General features: G+C 73.8%; 18 protein-coding genes and 7 tRNA genes. 14 read left to right on the top strand and 11 right to left on the bottom strand.

Translation table 11 applies throughout. The features are described from left to right. The first annotated feature begins 79 nt into the window (after positions 1-79). Together ND486_RS16180 and ND486_RS16175 are read left to right on the top strand one after the other, a co-directional pair. Positions 80-961, top strand: a complete 882-nt coding sequence (locus ND486_RS16180) for a HipA family kinase (protein WP_251785000.1) — start codon at positions 80-82, stop codon at positions 959-961. Further along, the gene (locus ND486_RS16175; protein ID WP_251784999.1) at positions 958-1,389 is read left to right on the top strand and encodes a DUF3037 domain-containing protein; all 432 of its coding nucleotides are present in this window, start codon (positions 958-960) and stop codon (positions 1,387-1,389) included. Before ND486_RS16180 ends, ND486_RS16175 begins: the two co-directional genes overlap by 4 nt. A 70-nt stretch (positions 1,390-1,459) precedes the next feature. On the opposite strand, the gene ND486_RS16170 is transcribed toward ND486_RS16175, so the two are convergent. Beyond that, positions 1,460-1,936 carry an SRPBCC family protein gene (locus ND486_RS16170; RefSeq protein WP_224402138.1) on the bottom strand — a complete coding sequence of 159 codons (477 nt, stop codon included), beginning with the start codon at positions 1,934-1,936 and terminating at the stop codon, positions 1,460-1,462. A gap of 139 nt (positions 1,937-2,075) precedes the next feature. Between ND486_RS16170 and ND486_RS16165 the strand changes: the two genes are divergently transcribed. Together ND486_RS16165 and ND486_RS16160 are read left to right on the top strand one after the other, a co-directional pair. Further along, positions 2,076-3,149, top strand: a complete 1,074-nt coding sequence (locus ND486_RS16165; RefSeq protein ID WP_251784998.1) for a phosphotransferase family protein — start codon at positions 2,076-2,078, stop codon at positions 3,147-3,149. 103 nt (positions 3,150-3,252) lie between these two features. After that, positions 3,253-3,738 carry a DUF6069 family protein gene (locus ND486_RS16160; protein ID WP_208819984.1) on the top strand — a complete coding sequence of 162 codons (486 nt, stop codon included), beginning with the start codon at positions 3,253-3,255 and terminating at the stop codon, positions 3,736-3,738. Positions 3,739-3,740: 2 nt separating this feature from the next. On the opposite strand, the gene ND486_RS16155 is transcribed toward ND486_RS16160, so the two are convergent. Continuing rightward, positions 3,741-5,042, bottom strand: coding sequence for a cytochrome P450 (locus ND486_RS16155; RefSeq protein WP_251784997.1), 1,302 nt, complete (start codon positions 5,040-5,042; stop codon positions 3,741-3,743). 161 nt (positions 5,043-5,203) lie between these two features. Here ND486_RS16155 and ND486_RS16150 point away from each other — a divergent pair, with 161 nt between their 5' ends. After that, positions 5,204-6,079, top strand: coding sequence for a metallophosphoesterase (locus ND486_RS16150; RefSeq protein WP_251784996.1), 876 nt, complete (start codon positions 5,204-5,206; stop codon positions 6,077-6,079). A gap of 56 nt (positions 6,080-6,135) precedes the next feature. Beyond that, a complete protein-coding gene (locus ND486_RS16145; protein WP_251784995.1) occupies positions 6,136-7,479 on the top strand; it encodes an FAD-dependent oxidoreductase in 1,344 nt (447 codons plus the stop codon). 65 nt (positions 7,480-7,544) lie between these two features. Here the strand turns inward: ND486_RS16145 and ND486_RS16140 are convergent, their stop codons facing one another. Both ND486_RS16140 and ND486_RS16135 read right to left on the bottom strand, forming a co-directional pair. After that, on the bottom strand, positions 7,545-7,847 hold the full coding sequence (locus ND486_RS16140; RefSeq protein WP_251784994.1) for a hypothetical protein: 303 nt from the start codon (positions 7,845-7,847) through the stop codon (positions 7,545-7,547). A 21-nt stretch (positions 7,848-7,868) separates the two neighbouring features. Continuing rightward, on the bottom strand, positions 7,869-8,123 hold the full coding sequence (locus ND486_RS16135) for a type B 50S ribosomal protein L31 (RefSeq protein WP_020624102.1): 255 nt from the start codon (positions 8,121-8,123) through the stop codon (positions 7,869-7,871). A gap of 75 nt (positions 8,124-8,198) precedes the next feature. Here ND486_RS16135 and ND486_RS16130 point away from each other — a divergent pair, with 75 nt between their 5' ends. Beyond that, positions 8,199-8,606, top strand: a complete 408-nt coding sequence (locus ND486_RS16130) for a hypothetical protein (protein ID WP_251784993.1) — start codon at positions 8,199-8,201, stop codon at positions 8,604-8,606. 98 nt (positions 8,607-8,704) lie between these two features. Continuing rightward, positions 8,705-9,523, top strand: coding sequence for an SDR family oxidoreductase (locus ND486_RS16125; RefSeq protein ID WP_251784992.1), 819 nt, complete (start codon positions 8,705-8,707; stop codon positions 9,521-9,523). Positions 9,524-9,525: 2 nt separating this feature from the next. Here the strand turns inward: ND486_RS16125 and ND486_RS16120 are convergent. Beyond that, positions 9,526-9,601, bottom strand: a tRNA-Gly gene (locus ND486_RS16120). Between the two features lie 113 nt (positions 9,602-9,714). Between ND486_RS16120 and ND486_RS16115 the strand changes: the two genes are divergently transcribed. Further along, a complete protein-coding gene (locus tag ND486_RS16115; protein ID WP_251784991.1) occupies positions 9,715-10,461 on the top strand; it encodes an SDR family oxidoreductase in 747 nt (248 codons plus the stop codon). Positions 10,462-10,528: 67 nt separating this feature from the next. Here ND486_RS16115 and ND486_RS16110 read toward each other — a convergent pair. The 6 genes from ND486_RS16110 to ND486_RS16085 form a co-directional block, all read right to left on the bottom strand. Further along, a tRNA-Val gene (locus ND486_RS16110) sits at positions 10,529-10,603 on the bottom strand. A gap of 1 nt (position 10,604) precedes the next feature. Beyond that, positions 10,605-10,676: transfer RNA gene (locus ND486_RS16105), tRNA-Cys, on the bottom strand. Between the two features lie 30 nt (positions 10,677-10,706). Beyond that, a tRNA-Gly gene (locus ND486_RS16100) sits at positions 10,707-10,779 on the bottom strand. Positions 10,780-11,013: 234 nt separating this feature from the next. After that, a tRNA-Val gene (locus tag ND486_RS16095) sits at positions 11,014-11,088 on the bottom strand. A 19-nt stretch (positions 11,089-11,107) separates the two neighbouring features. Continuing rightward, positions 11,108-11,180: transfer RNA gene (locus tag ND486_RS16090), tRNA-Gly, on the bottom strand. A gap of 156 nt (positions 11,181-11,336) precedes the next feature. Further along, positions 11,337-11,765: an SsgA family sporulation/cell division regulator gene (locus ND486_RS16085; protein WP_020624097.1), complete on the bottom strand. Its 429-nt coding sequence runs from the start codon at positions 11,763-11,765 to the stop codon at positions 11,337-11,339. A gap of 278 nt (positions 11,766-12,043) precedes the next feature. Between ND486_RS16085 and ND486_RS16080 the strand changes: the two genes are divergently transcribed. From ND486_RS16080 to ND486_RS16060, 5 genes are all read left to right on the top strand, one after another. Continuing rightward, positions 12,044-12,721 carry an RNA polymerase sigma factor gene (locus ND486_RS16080; RefSeq protein ID WP_251784990.1) on the top strand — a complete coding sequence of 226 codons (678 nt, stop codon included), beginning with the start codon at positions 12,044-12,046 and terminating at the stop codon, positions 12,719-12,721. Between the two features lie 26 nt (positions 12,722-12,747). Beyond that, a complete protein-coding gene (locus ND486_RS16075) occupies positions 12,748-13,629 on the top strand; it encodes an anti-sigma factor (protein ID WP_251784989.1) in 882 nt (293 codons plus the stop codon). A gap of 26 nt (positions 13,630-13,655) precedes the next feature. Next, the gene (locus ND486_RS16070) at positions 13,656-14,183 is read left to right on the top strand and encodes a TIGR02611 family protein (protein ID WP_251784988.1); all 528 of its coding nucleotides are present in this window, start codon (positions 13,656-13,658) and stop codon (positions 14,181-14,183) included. Positions 14,184-14,246: 63 nt separating this feature from the next. Next, positions 14,247-14,318, top strand: a tRNA-Val gene (locus ND486_RS16065). A 244-nt stretch (positions 14,319-14,562) separates the two neighbouring features. Beyond that, positions 14,563-14,991, top strand: coding sequence for an HPP family protein (locus ND486_RS16060; RefSeq protein ID WP_251784987.1), 429 nt, complete (start codon positions 14,563-14,565; stop codon positions 14,989-14,991). Positions 14,992-15,015: the final 24 nt, after the last annotated feature.

The raw sequence follows: 15,015 nt of genomic DNA, 5'->3' as shown, positions 1-15,015 counted from the left end.
CGCCCGCGAGCGCGACCACGGCCCGCACCCCGACGCCACGGGGTGCGGGCCGCATCCGTGCCGGCGCTAACCTCCGCGGGTGAGCCACGAGCGGACGACCGAGGGGCGGGCGCTGCCCCGGCTGACCGCGATCCGGTACGTGACCCCGCTGCGCGAGGGCGGGTCGCTGCCCGGGCTGATGGAGGCCGACGACCTCGGCACCTACGCGGTCAAGTTCACCGGCGCCGGGCAGGGCCGCGCGGTGCTGGTCAACGAGATCGTGTCCGGGGAGCTCGCCCGCGCGCTGGGTCTGCCCGTCCCGCGGATCGCGACGATCGTCGTCGACGGGACGCTCGGGCGCACCGAGCCGGACGAGGAGGTCCAGGAGCTGCTCCGGAACTCCCACGGGCTCAACCTGGCCGTCGACTTCCTGCCCGGGGCGCTCGACCTGGACCCGGTCGCGTTCGACGTCGGGCCCGGGTTCGCCGGTCGGGTGCTCTGGTTCGACGCGCTCGTCGGCAACGTCGACCGCTCCTGGCGCAACTCGAACATGCTGCTCTGGCACCGCAGGCCCTACCTGATCGACCACGGAGCGACGCTCACCTTCGCCCACGACTGGTCGGCCGCGCCGCGGTTCGCCCACCGCCCGTTCGACGCCGGCGACCACGTGCTGCTCGGTGCCCGTCCCGACCTCGACGCCGCGGACGGCGCACTGGCCCCGCTGGTCACCCCGGACCTGCTCGAGGGGGTGCTGGCGCTGGTGCCCGACGAGTGGATCGCCGACGTCGACGGCGTCGGGGGCCCCGACGCCGTGCGCGCCGCCTACGTCCAGGCGCTCGCGGCCCGGGTCGCGGCGCGCGGGGAGTGGCTGCCGGGCGTCGCCGCGACGGTGGCGGCGGGCAGACCGCGGCCGGTCGACCGTGCCCCACGCCGTCCGCCGTGGCTCCGGATCGGCGGCGTCGGCGGCGGTGAGGGCCGGTGAGCGGCCTCGTCGCCTACGAGTACGCGCTGCTGCGGGTCGTGCCCCGGGTGGAACGCGGCGAGTCGATGAACGCCGGGGTGCTCCTGCACTGCCGGGCCCGCGACGTCCTCGCGGTGCGGGTCCACCTCGACCGCGCCCGGCTGGCCGCGCTCGACCCGACCGCCGACGCCGACGCCGTCGACGAGCTGCTGGCGACCGTGGCCGCGGTGGCCGCGGTGCCCGAGCCACCGCGCTCGGACCGGCACGCCACCGGCGCGCTGGCCGCCCGCGGGCCCGGCGCGGGGGAGGACATCGGACGCCGCTTCCGGCGTCTCACCACCGCACGCAGCACCATCGTGTGCCCCGGCCCGGTCCACACAGGACTCACCGAGGACCCGGCCGCGGAGGCCGAGCGGCTGCTCGCCCGCCTCGTCCTGCCGCTGTCCTAGGGCGACCCCGGCCGGAACGCACGACGGCGCCGCCCGGTGACCGGTGCGGCGCCGTCGGGTGTGGACGGTCTCAGGAGGAGGCGGCCCGTCCGGCCTTCTCGATCGAGTCCGCGAGCTGGTCCTCGCTGAGCATCGGGAAGAAGCCGCGGAAGCCCTGGTCCTGCACGCCGCTCCAGTCGTAGACCTGGGTGACCGTCGTGCCGTCGCCCTCGGGCGCGAGGTGCCAGGTGTAGGTGTGGCCCTCGGCGCGCACGTCGCCGATCGTGTCCTTCTTCGCGTCGATCGGGTGCATCGACGGCGCCCAGCCGATCACGCGGTCCTGCTCGAAGGACGTGACGGTGTTCTTCATCTGGTAGTCGCCGAGGTCGCCGTTGTGCATGTTCATCACGAACTCGTCGCCGACACCGCTGATCTCCGTCGAGCCCTCGACGCCCCGCAGCATCCCGGCGCCGTCGATCTCCTGGTGCCGGGTGGGGGTGGACAGCAGCGCGAACAGCTGCTGCGGGGTGGCGGACACGGTGCGGGTGACGGTGATCTGGTCGCTCACGGGTTCCTCTCCCACCGGTCGTCGTCGACGGCGCCGGGGTGCGCCGGACGCGACCGGTCATGATCAGGGGAGAGGTGCCCGCAATCGTCGCGCCCGAAACGGGGTGGTCGGCGCGGGGGCGATCATGTTGCATCGGGGGATGACCGACGCACACGACGGGGTGGACCCGGTCGCCCTGACCCGCTGGCTGGCCGCCGAGGTGCCGCGGGTCGAGCTCGGCGACGGCCCGGTGGCCGTGGAGCGGATCTCCGGCGGGCACTCCAACCTGACCTTCCGGGTCACCGACGCCCGCGGCACGCCGTACGCGCTGCGTCGCCCGCCGACCGGGGGCGTGCTCGCCACCGCGCACGACATGGGCCGGGAGTGGCGCTTCCTGACCGCGCTGGCCGGTACCGCGGTCCCGGTGCCGGAGCCGGTCGCCCTGTGCTCGGACACCGCGGTGCTGGGCGCCGGCTTCTACCTGATGGGCTGGGTGGACGGCGTGGTCCCGGGGGACCGCGCCGCGGGCGAGGCCGTCCCCGAACCGGAGCGGCGGGCCTGCGGTCTCGACACCGCCGAGGTGCTCGCGGCGCTGCACGCCGTCGACCCGGCCGAGGTGGGGCTCGGCGACCTGGAGCGGCCCGGCCGCTACCTGGAACGGCAGCTGCGCCGCTGGCACCGGCAGGCGCACGCGGGCGCGTTCACCGACCTCGCCGCGCTCGACGCCGCGCACGCCGCGCTGGTCGAGGCGATGCCGCCGGAGCCGGCCGGCGGGCCGCGGATCGCCCACGGCGACTTCCGGCCGGGGAACCTGTCGTTCCGCGGCGGCCGGATCACCGGCGTCTTCGACTGGGAGCTCGCGGCCCTGGGGGAGCCGCTGGCCGACCTGGGGTGGCTGCTGGCGTCCTGGGAGCGTCCGGGCGACACGCTGCCCGCGATCACCAGCGGCCCGACCGCGGCGCCCGGCTGGCCCGACCGCGACCTCGTCGCCACCCGCTACGCCGAGCGCTCCGGGCGCGCGCTGGACCAGCTGCCGTACTGGGTGGCGTTCGCGCACTGGCGCTGTGCCTGCATCGGGACCGGGGTCTGGACGCGCTACGCCCAGGGCAACATGGGCTCGGGCGCCGAGTCCGGGGAGGCCCTGGAGCGCCGTCGCGAGCGCGTGGTCGCCGATGCGGAGGCCGCGCTCGCCGCGTTGCGGCGCGGGCCGACGGGGCGTCCTCGCGGGGCGTAGTCTGCTGCCCACCACAGGTGATCACCCGGGCCCGGGTGGTCCCCGTCGCGCCGCGCCACACCGACGCCGCGCACGGCCCGTCCGCGACCGGGGGAGTACGACGATGTCCGAGGCCGACGACCGCACCCGAGAGATGAGCCGGGAGACCGCCCGGCCGCGTCCCCGCAGCGGGGTGAACCCCGGTCGGTTGTGGGCCGGCGGTGTGGCGACGGCGGTGATCGCCGCGTTGATCGCCCTGGTGGGGCTGCTGATCCTGCAGGTCCTGCTGCAGATCCCGTACCTGGCCCCGGCCGTCTCCGAGCCGCTCGACGGCTGGGCCGCGGCGCAGAGCCTGGCGATCTGGGCCGCGGTCGCCGGGCTGGCGGCGACCGGGCTCGCGCACCTGCTGCTGGTCGCGGTGCCGAGCCCGATGTCCTACTTCGGCTGGATCGCCGGGCTGCTCACCGCGCTGGCCGCGGTGTCCCCGCTGATCCTCACCGAGCAGCCCTGGACCGTCCGCATCGCCACCGCGGTGATTCACCTCGTGATCGGGATGTCGATCATCAGCCTGGTGACGACGACGGTCACCAGCGCCACCGACCGGGCCTGAGCTCAGGCGTCGACGGGGACCCGGGCGTCGCCCAGGCGGACCGGCAGCGTCCGGTAGCCGCGCAGCACCCGGGTCCCGCGCAGCTCGGCCGGGCCGTCGGCGCGCAGGTCGGGGTAGCGGTCGAACAGCGCCCGCAGCCCCACCTCGCCCTCCATCTTCGCCAGCGCCGCGCCCAGGCAGTAGTGGATCCCCTGGCTGAACGCCACGTGCCGGTCCGCGCCCGCGCGCCCGACGTCGAACCGGGCGGGGTCGGGGAACACGTCCGGGTCGCGGTTCGCGCCCCCGAGGTGGGTGAGCACCAGCGCGCCCCGCTTGACCGGGAACCCGCACACCTCGGTGTCGCGGGCGGCGACGCGCCCGGTCCGCTGGACGGGGGAGTCGTAGCGCAGGACCTCGTCGACGGCGTTCGGCCACAGCGCCGGGTCGGCCTGCAGCCGGGCGAGCTCGTCGGGGTGGGTCAGCAGCAGCCGGGTGCCGTTGCCGATGAGGTTGACCGTCGTCTCGAACCCGGCGGCGAGCAGCAGCATCGCCAGCGACAGCAGCTCGTCGTGGGTGAGCCGGCCCTCCTCCTCGTCGTAGGCGGCGACCAGCGAGGACAGGATGGAGTCGTTGGGCTCGCGGCGCAGCCGCTCGAAGTGCCCGGCCATCCAGTCGGTGAGCGCGTCGATGTCGCGCTCGGAGCGGTGGAACGTCGCGTAGTCCAGGCCCATGTCGAGGGAGTAGGCGCCGCCCTCGCCCCACTCCAGGAACTTCTCCCGCATCTCCACCGGGGCACCGAGCATCTCGGTGATGACGGTGGCCGGCAGCAGGGAGGCGTAGCCGGAGATGACGTCGGTGCGCCGGTCGGCGCCGGCCCGGGTCTCCAGGTCCGCGAGCAGCTGCGCCGCGATCTCCTCGGTGCGCCCGCGCAGCGAGGAGATCGCCTTGGCGCTGAACGAGCGGGTGACCAGCTTGCGGATCCGGTTGTGGTCCGGCGGGTCGATCGACAGCAGCGACGGCGGCTCGGCCGGCCCGAGCGGCCAGGTGCCGCCCGCGGCGAGCAGCGCGCGCAGCAGGCCCGGCGCGTTCTCCGGCATGCGCAGCCCGACGCAGAAGTCGGGGCTGCGCAGCACCTCGGTGGTGATCTCGTGGTCGACCGTGGTCCAGGTCAGCGCGGAACGCACCATCCGGCCCTGTCCACGGATCTGCTCGTAGGCCGGGTACGGGTCCCGGACCGCGTCCGGGTTGATGATCATGTGCGCGCCCAGGTCACCCTTGGCCGCCTGACGGGTCACCTCCCGCCGCATCGCCCCGTGCCGCAGCACCCACCGGATCCACCGTCGTACTCCCCGCGATGCCGCCATCCCGGCCTCCCCGCCTCGTCGTCGAGCTCGGTTCCGAAGCTACCAGGAGTAAGTTACCGCGGGTAGGTACGTTTCCGGCCCCGGCGGACGGTGGGCCGGACCCCACCGGGTACCAATGGCGGGTGACCGCCGTCGGGGAGCCGCGCCTGCTCGCGGTCAGTGACCTGCACGTGCGGCACGCGGAGAACGCCGACATCGCCGCGGGGCTGCACCCGGGACACCCGGGGGACTGGCTGATCGTCGCGGGTGACGTCGACGAGCGGATCGAGAGCGTCGTCGCCACGCTCGCCGTGCTGCGGGAGCGTTTCGCGCAGGTGCTGTGGACCCCGGGCAACCACGAGCTCTGGACCCGCGCCAAGAACGCCCGGGCCGACGCGGTCGAGCAGCTCGCCGGCGTCGCCCGCTACGACGAGCTGGTCCGTCGCTGCCGGGACGTCGGGGTGCTGACCCCGGAGGACGCGTGGCCGGTGTGGGACGGCCCGGGTGGACCGGCCGTCGTCGCGTCGCTGTTCGTGCCCTACGACTACTCGTTCCTGCCCGCCGGCACCACGACGTCGGAGGAGGGGCTGGCCGCGGCGTACGCCGCCGGTGTCGTCTGCACCGACGAGTACCTGCTCCATCCGGCCCCGTACGCCACGCGGGCCGAGTGGTCCGCGGCCCGGGTCGCGTCGACGGCGGCCCGCCTGGACGCGCTCGATCCGGACCTGCCGACGGTGCTGGTCAACCACTGGCCGCTGGTCCGCGAGCCCTGCGATGTCCTCTGGTACCCGGAGTTCGCGCTCTGGTGCGGCACGACGGCGACGGCGGACTGGCACCGCCGCTACCGGGCGCGGGTGGTCGTGCACGGCCACCTGCACATCCCGCGGACGGTCACGGTCGACGGCGTCCCGTTCGTCGAGGTGTCGCTGGGCTACCCGCGGGAGTGGCGACGCCACTCCGAGCGGGTCGGCGGCCACTTCCCGGATCTGTTGCCGCGCACGGTGTTGCCTGCGTCATAGTTAGGTAAGGCTTACCTTGCTATAGCCTCGGGGTCCGTCGACACCCGAGGAGAACGATGACTGCGCTGCGCGTCGCCGTGATCGGCGCCGGTCCGGCTGCCGTCTACGCCGCCGACACCCTGCTGAAGTCCGATGCCGCCGTCGCCGTGGACCTGTTCGAGAAGCTGCCCGCCCCGTTCGGGCTGGTCCGCTACGGCGTCGCCCCGGACCACCCGCGGATCAAGCAGATCGTGCACGCCCTGCACCGCGTGCTGGACCGCCCCGGCGTGCGGCTGTTCGGCAACGTCCACTTCGGGACCGACATCACCCTGTCCGACCTGCGCGACCACTACGACGCGGTCATCGCGGCCACCGGCTGCGAGCGGGACCGGGACCTCGACGTCCCCGGCGTCGACCTTCCGGGCAGCCACGGCGCCGCCCGCTTCGTGCAGTGGTACGACGGCCACCCCGACGTGCCCCGCGACTGGACGCTCGACGCGTCGTCGGTCGCGGTGATCGGCGCCGGGAACGTGGCCCTGGACGTCGCCCGGATCCTGGCGAGCACCGCCGAGGGCCTGTCGGGCACCGAGATCCCGGACTCGGTCCACGCCGGGCTCGCGGTCAACCAGGCCACGGACGTGCACGTGTTCGCCCGCCGCGGGATCGCGCACGCCCGGTTCAGCCCGATGGAGCTGCGCGAGCTCGACCACGTGCCGGGCGTCGAGGTGGTCGTCGACCCGGCCGACGTCGAGTTCGACGAGGTCGCCGCCGCCGAGGTCCGCTCGGCCAAGCACGTCGAGATGGTGGTGCGGACACTGCAGGGATGGGCGCTGCGGGACCGGCGCGGCGACCCGCGCCGGGTGCACCTGCACTTCCTCGCGCGCCCCGAGCGGATCCTCGGCACCGACCGCGTCGAGGGCATCCGGATCGAGCGCACCGAGTACACCGGCCACGGCGACGTCCGCGACACCGGTGAGTTCACCGACATCCCGGTCGGTGCGGTCTACCGGGCGATCGGCTACACCGGCTCGCACCTGGCCGGGTTGCCCTTCGACCACGAGCACGGCGTGCTGCCGCACCGCGAGGGGAGGGTGCACGACATCGACGGCCAGGAGCTGCCCGGCGTCTACGCCGTCGGCTGGATCAAGCGCGGCCCGGTCGGGCTGATCGGGCACACCAAGGGCTGCGCCTCGGAGACCGTCGCGAGCCTGCTGGCCGACGCGCCGCAGCTGCCCCGGGCGCCCCGCCGCGACCCGGCCGAGGTCGATGCGCTGCTGGAGCGCCGGGGTGTGGCGTACACGACCTGGACCGGCTGGCTCGCGCTCGACAAGCACGAGCGCGGCCTCGGCGAGGCACGCGGCCGCGAGCGGACGAAGGTCGTGCCGCGCGAGGACATGGTGGAGATCAGCAGGACGGGATGACCCTCCGGCCCACGACGCCGGATGCCGGGGTGGGTGGTCGCGGAACCCCGCGGCCGCCCACCCGATCACTCCCGCGGGTCCCGGGGCCCGGGCAGTGCCCGTGGGGGCCGGCGCCCGACCGGCTCGCGCCGTCCCCGCTTCCGGGGCGGGACGAACAGCCACCACAGGATCCACAGCCCCGGGCCGCTGGTCAGCAGGATCGCGGTGGCCAGCCAGCCGTCGCGCCACAGGGCGCCGGCGACGATCCAGCCCGCGATCCACACCACCATCGCGACGAGCCGGATCCGGATGCGACGACCGTGCTCGACCGTCAGCGGCTCGGTCAGGTCGGTGACGACCTGGACCCGTTCGCGACGGCGGCGGCGCATGCCTCCCGACGCTACGCGGGCCTAGCCGCGCGTGCGCTCCCCGAAGCGGCGGCGGAACTTCTCGACCTGGCCCGCGGCGTCGAGCACCCGGGCGTTGCCCGTCCAGAACGGGTGCGACGCCGAGGTCGTGTCCACCTTGATCAGGGGATAGGTGTTCCCGTCCGACCACTCGACGGTCTCGCGCGAGGTCTCGGTCGACCGGGTCAGGAACTCGTCGCCGGTGGACGTGTCGCGGTAGACGACCGGACCGTACGGGGGGTGGATGCCGGGCTTCACGGTGTTCCTCCTGCGTCGCGGGTGTTACCGTCGACTGTAATCGACAACGATTACTGTTTGCAGGAAGGGGTGCCGGTGGACGGGTTCACGGTGGTCCGGTGCGGGGCCTGCGCCCACGCGCCGTCGGGGTTCGACGAGGACGCGCACGGCACCGTCGCGGCCCTGCCCGGCGTCGACGAGGTGCTGGTCGAGGGCCTGCGCGCGGTGGTGCAGGACAGCACCCAGGGGGTGCTCGTGACCGCGGGGTGCCGGCTCGGGCCGGGGGTCTGCGCGGCGCGGCGGCCCGGGCTGATGGTGCTGGTGCAGGCGTGCGACGCCGCCCGCACGCGTCCCGAGTCGCCGGTGGTCGCGGTCGGCCTGGTCCGCAGCACCGACGACGTCCGTGCGGTGACCCGCTGGCTGCAGGACGGCGGCGCCCCCGACCCGCAGGCACTGCCCGCACGGCTGCGCTGCGCGATCACCCCGGAGACCGCCCGCGGCTGACGCACGCGGAGCGCCTCCCCGGGCCGCCGGCCGGTGACGTCGGCGCGGGGCGACAACTCCCTCGCGCGGGCGCGCCCCGGTCGGGCAGGGTCGGGGGAGTGAGCACGCTGCGCCGGGACCCGATGCCGTTGCGCGGCCGGACCGCGCTCGTGACCGGAGGCGGCCGGCGCGGCGGGATCGGACACGCGACCGCCTGCCGGCTCGCCGCCTACGGCGCGGCCGTCGTCGTGCACCACTTCGCCCCGCACGACGCGACGCAGGAGTGGGGCGCCGACGACGTCGACGCCGCTCTCGCGGAGGTCCGGGGACACGCGACGGCACCGGTCGCCGGGGTGCACGCCGACCTCGCCGACCCGGCCGCGCCGCAGCGTCTGCTCGACGCCGCCCGCGAGCTCACCGGGCCGGTCGACCTGCTCGTCGCCAACCAGGCCCTGTCGGGCTCCGACGGTCCGCTGGGGGAGCTGTCCGAGGAGCTGGACCGGCACTGGGCGGTCGACGCCCGCGCGTCGATCCTGCTGGTCCAGGCGTGGGCGAACGCGCACGACGACACCCGCCCCGGCGGCGCGGCCGTCCTGCTCACCTCGGGGCAGGCACGCGGGCCGATGCCGGGCGAGGTGGCCTACGCCGCGGCGAAGGCGGCCGTCGCGGGCATCACCTCGACGCTGGCCGACCAGCTCGCGGACCGGCGGCTGCGGGTCAACACGGTGAACCCGGGGCCGGTCGACACCGGCTACCTCGGCGCGCAGGCGTTCCGGGCGATGGCCCCGATGTTCCCGTTCGGCCGATTCGGCGAGCCCGACGACCCGGCCCGGCTGATCGCGTGGCTGTGCACCGACGAGGCGGCCTGGATCACCGGACAGGTGATCGACTCGGAGGGTGGGTTCGCCCGGCATCGCAACGGGTGGCGACCGTGGTGACGTGGAGCGGACGACGGGATTCGAACCCGCGACCCTCACCTTGGCAAGGTGATGCGCTACCAGCTGCGCTACGTCCGCAGTCGCACCGTCTCCGGCGCGTGCCGCCCCACGATAACGCACCCGCTCTCGGGAGCTGCGCCGCACCCCGGCGATGATCACTACGTCGCCGGGTCCGCGGGTACACCGCTGTCATGAGCGGACGGTTGGACGGGACGACGGTGATCGTGACGGGCGCGTCGAGCGGTATCGGCGAGGCGACCGCCCGGGCGCTGGCCGCCGAGGGGGCGACGGTGGCGCTGCTGGCCCGGCGCCGGGAGCGCCTCGAGGCGCTGGCGACGGAGCTGCCGAGGGCGTCGGTGCACCCGGTGGACGTCACCGACGACGACGCGCTGCACGCCGCCGTCGCGGCGGTGGTCGAGCAGCACGGCGGGCTGGACGTCCTCGTCAACAACGCCGGCTTCGGGTCCTGGGGCCCGGCGGCCGAGTCCGACGTCGCGGACTGGCGCACGATGATCGACGTCAATCTCACGGGCGTCCTGTCGACGACGCACGCGGCCCTGCCGCACCTGGCGACGGCGGCCGGTGGGCCGCGCGGCGTCGCCGACGTGGTCACGATCAGCTCGGTGGCCGGGCGGCGGGTCCCGTCGCCGGAGAGCAACGTCTACGCGGCCACCAAGCACGGGGTCGGCGCGTTCTGCGAGGCGCTGCGCCAGGAGTACGCCGAGCGCCACGTATGGGTCGGCCTCGTGGAGCCCGGCCTGGTCGCCTCGGAGATGACGACCTCGGGTGCGGAGTACGCACCGGATGCGACCTCGAAGGGCGAGCGCGGGGTGCTGAAGCCCGCCGACATCGCCGACGCCGTCGTCTACATCGTGACCCGCCCGCGGCACGCGGCGGTCAACGAGATGCTTGTGCGCCCGGTGGAACAGGTGCGCTGAACCGCGGCGGGGAGGCCCGGAAAGCAGAATCCCCGGGGCCGGACTTCCGGCCCCGGGGATCCGGGAATGGTGCGCGATACTGGGATTGAACCAGTGACCCCTACCGTGTCAAGGTAGTGCTCTCCCGCTGAGCTAATCGCGCGAGGCGGCGGCGGGAATCGAACCCGCGTACAGGGCTTTGCAGGCCCTTGCCTAAGCCACTCGGCCACGCCGCCGGAAACCGGCCTGCTGTCGGGGCCCGGCAGAGCGGACGACGGGATTCGAACCCGCGACCCTCACCTTGGCAAGGTGATGCGCTACCAGCTGCGCTACGTCCGCATGTCGCACCGTTCCCGAGGTGTTTCCGCAAGTTCCCGGTGCGTTGGGAGAACAGTAGCGCACCGTCCGTGGCCGCTGTCGAGGGGGTACCCGATGATCGTCCGTCCAGGTCAGCGGGGCCACGACCGCCGGATGAGCGCCGGGGAGGGCGCCGTGGGGGTCGGCGGTGCGCGTCGCCGTACCCGGAAATGCGAAATCCCCGGGGCCGATGTGCGGCCCCGGGGATCCGGGAAATGGTGCGCGATACTGGGATTGAACCAGTGACCCCTACCGTGTCAAGGTAGTGCTCTCCCGCTGAGCTAATCGCGCGTGGGAAGAGAAGTCTCCGAGCGGACGACGGGATTCGAACCCGCGACCCTCACCTTGGCAAGGTGATGCGCTACCAGCTGCGCTACGTCCGCACCGTGCACCGCGTCCCGGGCCGTGAGGCCCGTCCGCGGTGCGGTGAGAGAACACTAGCACCCGCCCCGAGGGGGGTCCGACCGCCCCCTCTCTCCACCACCGGATGTCCTCTCACGTGCGGAGACGGGCTCCGCCCGGTGGTGGGGTACGTCGGGTCAGTCCCGGGCGGTGGTGTCGAGCAGGTCGGCGAGGGCGGCGTCGAAGTCGAGCCACGAGTACTCGGCGGCGGCCGGCACGGCGTCGTAGGTCGCCTGCAGGAACTCCGACAGGGTCGCCGCGGAGGTGGTGAACAGGGCGTGGCCCGACGGAGAGGTGAGCTCGAGCTCGATCCGGGTCGGGTCGTCGCTCATCGGCTGCACCCGGACGTCGCCGGTGCCGGCGGAGTCGACCAGCCCGTCGCCGAGCAGGTCGCGGGCGAAGACCCAGTCGACCGTGGTGTCGTGACCGGTCTTGAACGAGGCCTGCACGGCGTAGGGGTCGCGGCTGGTGTAGGACAGCTCGACCTTCACGGGAACGACAGGCGCGTCCGGAGCGATGAGCTCGAACATGGCCGTCGCCCGGATCGTCTTGGACTCGTCGCGCATCGGTGATCCTCTTTCGTGGGGGCGTTGCGTGGGGCGTCAGTGTGGGAACGAGACAGAAGGCCTCGGGGTGACGGGTTCGATGCGCAAGAACGTGGATCACCGTGGGATGACCCCCGATCGAGTCACAACGGTGTAACTCGCTGCGTGTGGCGACAGGGCTGAACGGGCTCCGCGCCGTCCTGGCGTGTGAGCCGTGTGACCGAGAACGACTACTCTCGTCGGAGTTCGAACCGGAACGGGTACGGACACCGAACACAGCAATCGTGAGGACAACGCTGGTGGCAGGCATCGCCGATCCGCCGGACCGCCCCGAGCACGGGCGGGCCGCCGGGCCTGCCGCGCGCCGTGACCCGTCGCGTCGTGACGACGCGGGGGACACGCGACTCGTGCAACGGATCGTGTCGGGCGACTCGACCGCACTGGGTGAGCTGTACGACCGCTTCGGGCGTCAGGCCTACTCCCTCGCGCGACGTATCTGTGCCGACGAGGGGCTGGCCGAGGACGTCGTGCAGGAGGTCTTCCTGGCCTTCTGGCGCGACCCGTCGCGCTTCGACCCGGCCAAGGGCCGCTTCGGTACCTGGCTGCTGACCCTGGTGCACCACAAGTCCGTCGACGCCGTCCGCCGGGAGAGCGCCATCCGGCGCCGCACCGTCCCGGCGTCGGACGACGGCGCGGAGTGGAACGCCCCGCCCGGCCCGGGCGCCGACGAGGGGGCCATCGGCGCACTCGTCGCCGGCCAGGTGCGCGACGCGCTCGGTCAGCTGCCCGCGGACCAGCGGAAGGTCCTCGCGCTGGCGTACTACGGCGGCTACACACAACGCGAGGTGGCCGCGATGACCGGGGTGCCGCTGGGCACCGTGAAGTCCCGCATGTTCACCGGGGTGGCCAAGCTCCGGAACCTGCTGGGCCCGGCGCTCGGGGAGGCCGGGGGAGACCTGGCGGGAGGGCTGTCGTGAACGGCAACGAGGGGAGGCCCTGTCCGATGAACGAACAGACGGTCGGGTGGGCGCTGCACGCCCTCGAGCCCGACGAGGAGATCGAGGTGGTGCAGCACCTCGAGGGTTGCGACGAGTGCCGACGGCTCGCCGCGGACGTCGCCGGGACGACGACCGTGCTCGGTGGTGCGGTGCCGCAGGTCGAGCCGCCGCCGTCGCTGCGTGAGTCGATCCTGGGACAGGCTCGGCAGACCCCGCAGGTCGGACGCGAGTCCGACCGCCCGGTGCCGCGGCACGCCCTCCGTGACGAGACGTCCTCCACCGGCGCCGCGTCCGACGGGGGGTCGCGCGCCCGCCCGTCGCGATCCGAGCGGTCCCCCGGGCCCGCGACACGCCCGTCGGGAGGTGCCGGACGCGGTCCGGCCCGGAACGGGTGGTCGCGCCGCCCCGGACGGGTCCTGGTCGCGGCGGCCCTCGCACTCGCGGTGATCGTCGGCGGGGGAGCGGCGATCGGTCAGGTGCAGTCGCTGCAGGCCGAGCGGGACGCGAGCCTCGCGCAGGCCCAGGAGCTGCGCGACGTGCTCTCCGCCATCGCGCAGCCCGGGACACCGCACGCGTTCCTCTCCGCGGAGCCGGGGGCGCCGATGGTGGCCGCGGTCGTCGTGAAGGACGGACAGCGCCAGGTCATGCCCATGGGGCTGGACCCCAACGAGACCGCGGACCAGACCTACGTCCTGTGGGGACTCGACGGTGACGGAACTCCGCGCGCGGTCGGCACGTTCGACGTGCGAGCGGGGCAGTCGGGACCGGTGTCCGTAGAATCGCCCGACAGCGGGAGCTACGGGACATACGCCGTCTCGCTCGAGCGCGGAAGGGAGGCTCCTCCCGCGCCGACCAAGGTAGTCGCGGCCGGGCAGGTGGAGACCTGAGTACGACGGAGAAGAACGACGTCGGTGTGCCGGCGTCCGGGAGAACCACGTCCGGGCGCCGGTACACCGGTATCCGCAAGAAGTACCGGCGGGCGAAGGTCCGCTACCGGGTGTTCCGGGCCCGCGTGGCCCGCAACCCGGTGCTGGACCTGACCTACCGCATCACCATGGGGGTCCTCGGCACCGCGATCGTGATCATCGGGATCATCGCGCTGCCCGCGCCGGGCCCCGGCTGGGCGATCATCTTCCTCGGCCTGGGCGTGCTCGCCGCCGAGTTCGGCTGGGCGCAGCGGCTCCTGCACTGGGTCCGTGTCCGCTACGACGGCTGGGTGGCCTGGATGGGCCGCCAGAACCGCGTCGTGCAGCTGCTGGTGATGACGCTGATCCTCGGCACGGTCGCGGTGTGCGCGTGGCTGTTCGGGATCTTCGAGACGGCCGGCGGCTGGGTGGGGATCCACTGGGAGTGGCTGCGCTCACCGCTGCTGCCGCTGATCCAGCCGCCGCCCCCGCCGGTGCCCGTGCCGGGATCAGAGCTGGTCACGGGCCCGCAGTGATCCACGGGTGACCCCCCGTGAACGGCGGTGGGACCGGCTGTGTAGAGTCGGTGTCACCGCTGAGGGCGATTAGCTCAGGGGGAGAGCGCTTCGTTCACACCGAAGAGGTCACTGGTTCGATCCCAGTATCGCCCACAGTCAAAACCCCTGGTCACAGGCTCAGAGAGCCGGATGTGACCAGGGGTTTCGTCGTTCCCGGAGCATCTGCCCCGTCACCGCCCTCACCCGCACCGGCTCGTGGAGCAGCCCCTCCGTCCGCCCCGACGGCGCCGCCGAGGCCCCGGGCCGTTCGACCCTGCCGAGGGCTCCACGACGTGCGGATGCTCGTGCACGACGACGACCACACGTGGGGGAGGCGATCGTGCGCGCACGAGACGTCATGAGCAGTCCGGTGATCACCGTCCGGGAGGGCACGCCGGTCCACGTCGCGGCGGCCCTGCTCGTGTCCTACGGGTTCACGGCCGTCCCGGTGGTCGACGGGGACCGTCGCGTCGTCGGCATCGCGACCGAGGCCGACCTGATGCGGGGGCGGATCCGTCCGGAGGGATGGCAGATCGAGGACCTCCCGGAGCCACTGGTCTCCGCCGTCATGACCCGGTCGCCGACGACCATGCGCCCCGACGACGACCTGGCCGACGTCGTGGAGATGATGCTGGTCCAACGCACCCGTTCGGTCCCGATATCGGACGACGGGACGCTCGTCGGCATCGTCAGCCGCCGCGATGTGCTGCGTGCCGTCGCGCGCCGCGCGCTGGACGCCGAACAGGCCCGCCGTCAGCCCGCCGGCGGCGACGCCCGGCCGCGCTGAGCCCGGGGCCGCCGCCGGGGGCCG

It is taken from the genome of Pseudonocardia sp. DR1-2, from assembly GCF_023717215.1.
Lineage (GTDB): Bacteria > Actinomycetota > Actinomycetes > Mycobacteriales > Pseudonocardiaceae > Pseudonocardia > Pseudonocardia alni.
The sequence above is the reverse complement of the archived record's forward strand: the minus strand, read 5'-3'. Positions and strand labels throughout refer to the sequence as shown.

Excerpts from the sequence above, each read along its gene's own strand:
- ND486_RS16145 (WP_251784995.1), top strand. The coding sequence starts at position 6,136 with ATGACTGCGCTGCGCGTCGCCGTGATCGGCGCCGGTCCGGCTGCCGTC.
- ND486_RS16165 (WP_251784998.1), top strand. The coding sequence starts at position 2,076 with ATGACCGACGCACACGACGGGGTGGACCCGGTCGCCCTGACCCGCTGG.
- ND486_RS16085 (WP_020624097.1), bottom strand. The coding sequence starts at position 11,765 with ATGCGCGACGAGTCCAAGACGATCCGGGCGACGGCCATGTTCGAGCTC.
- ND486_RS16075 (WP_251784989.1), top strand. The coding sequence starts at position 12,748 with ATGAACGAACAGACGGTCGGGTGGGCGCTGCACGCCCTCGAGCCCGAC.
- ND486_RS16160 (WP_208819984.1), top strand. The coding sequence starts at position 3,253 with ATGTCCGAGGCCGACGACCGCACCCGAGAGATGAGCCGGGAGACCGCC.
- ND486_RS16060 (WP_251784987.1), top strand. The coding sequence starts at position 14,563 with ATGAGCAGTCCGGTGATCACCGTCCGGGAGGGCACGCCGGTCCACGTC.
- ND486_RS16115 (WP_251784991.1), top strand. The coding sequence starts at position 9,715 with ATGAGCGGACGGTTGGACGGGACGACGGTGATCGTGACGGGCGCGTCG.
- ND486_RS16140 (WP_251784994.1), bottom strand. The coding sequence starts at position 7,847 with ATGCGCCGCCGCCGTCGCGAACGGGTCCAGGTCGTCACCGACCTGACC.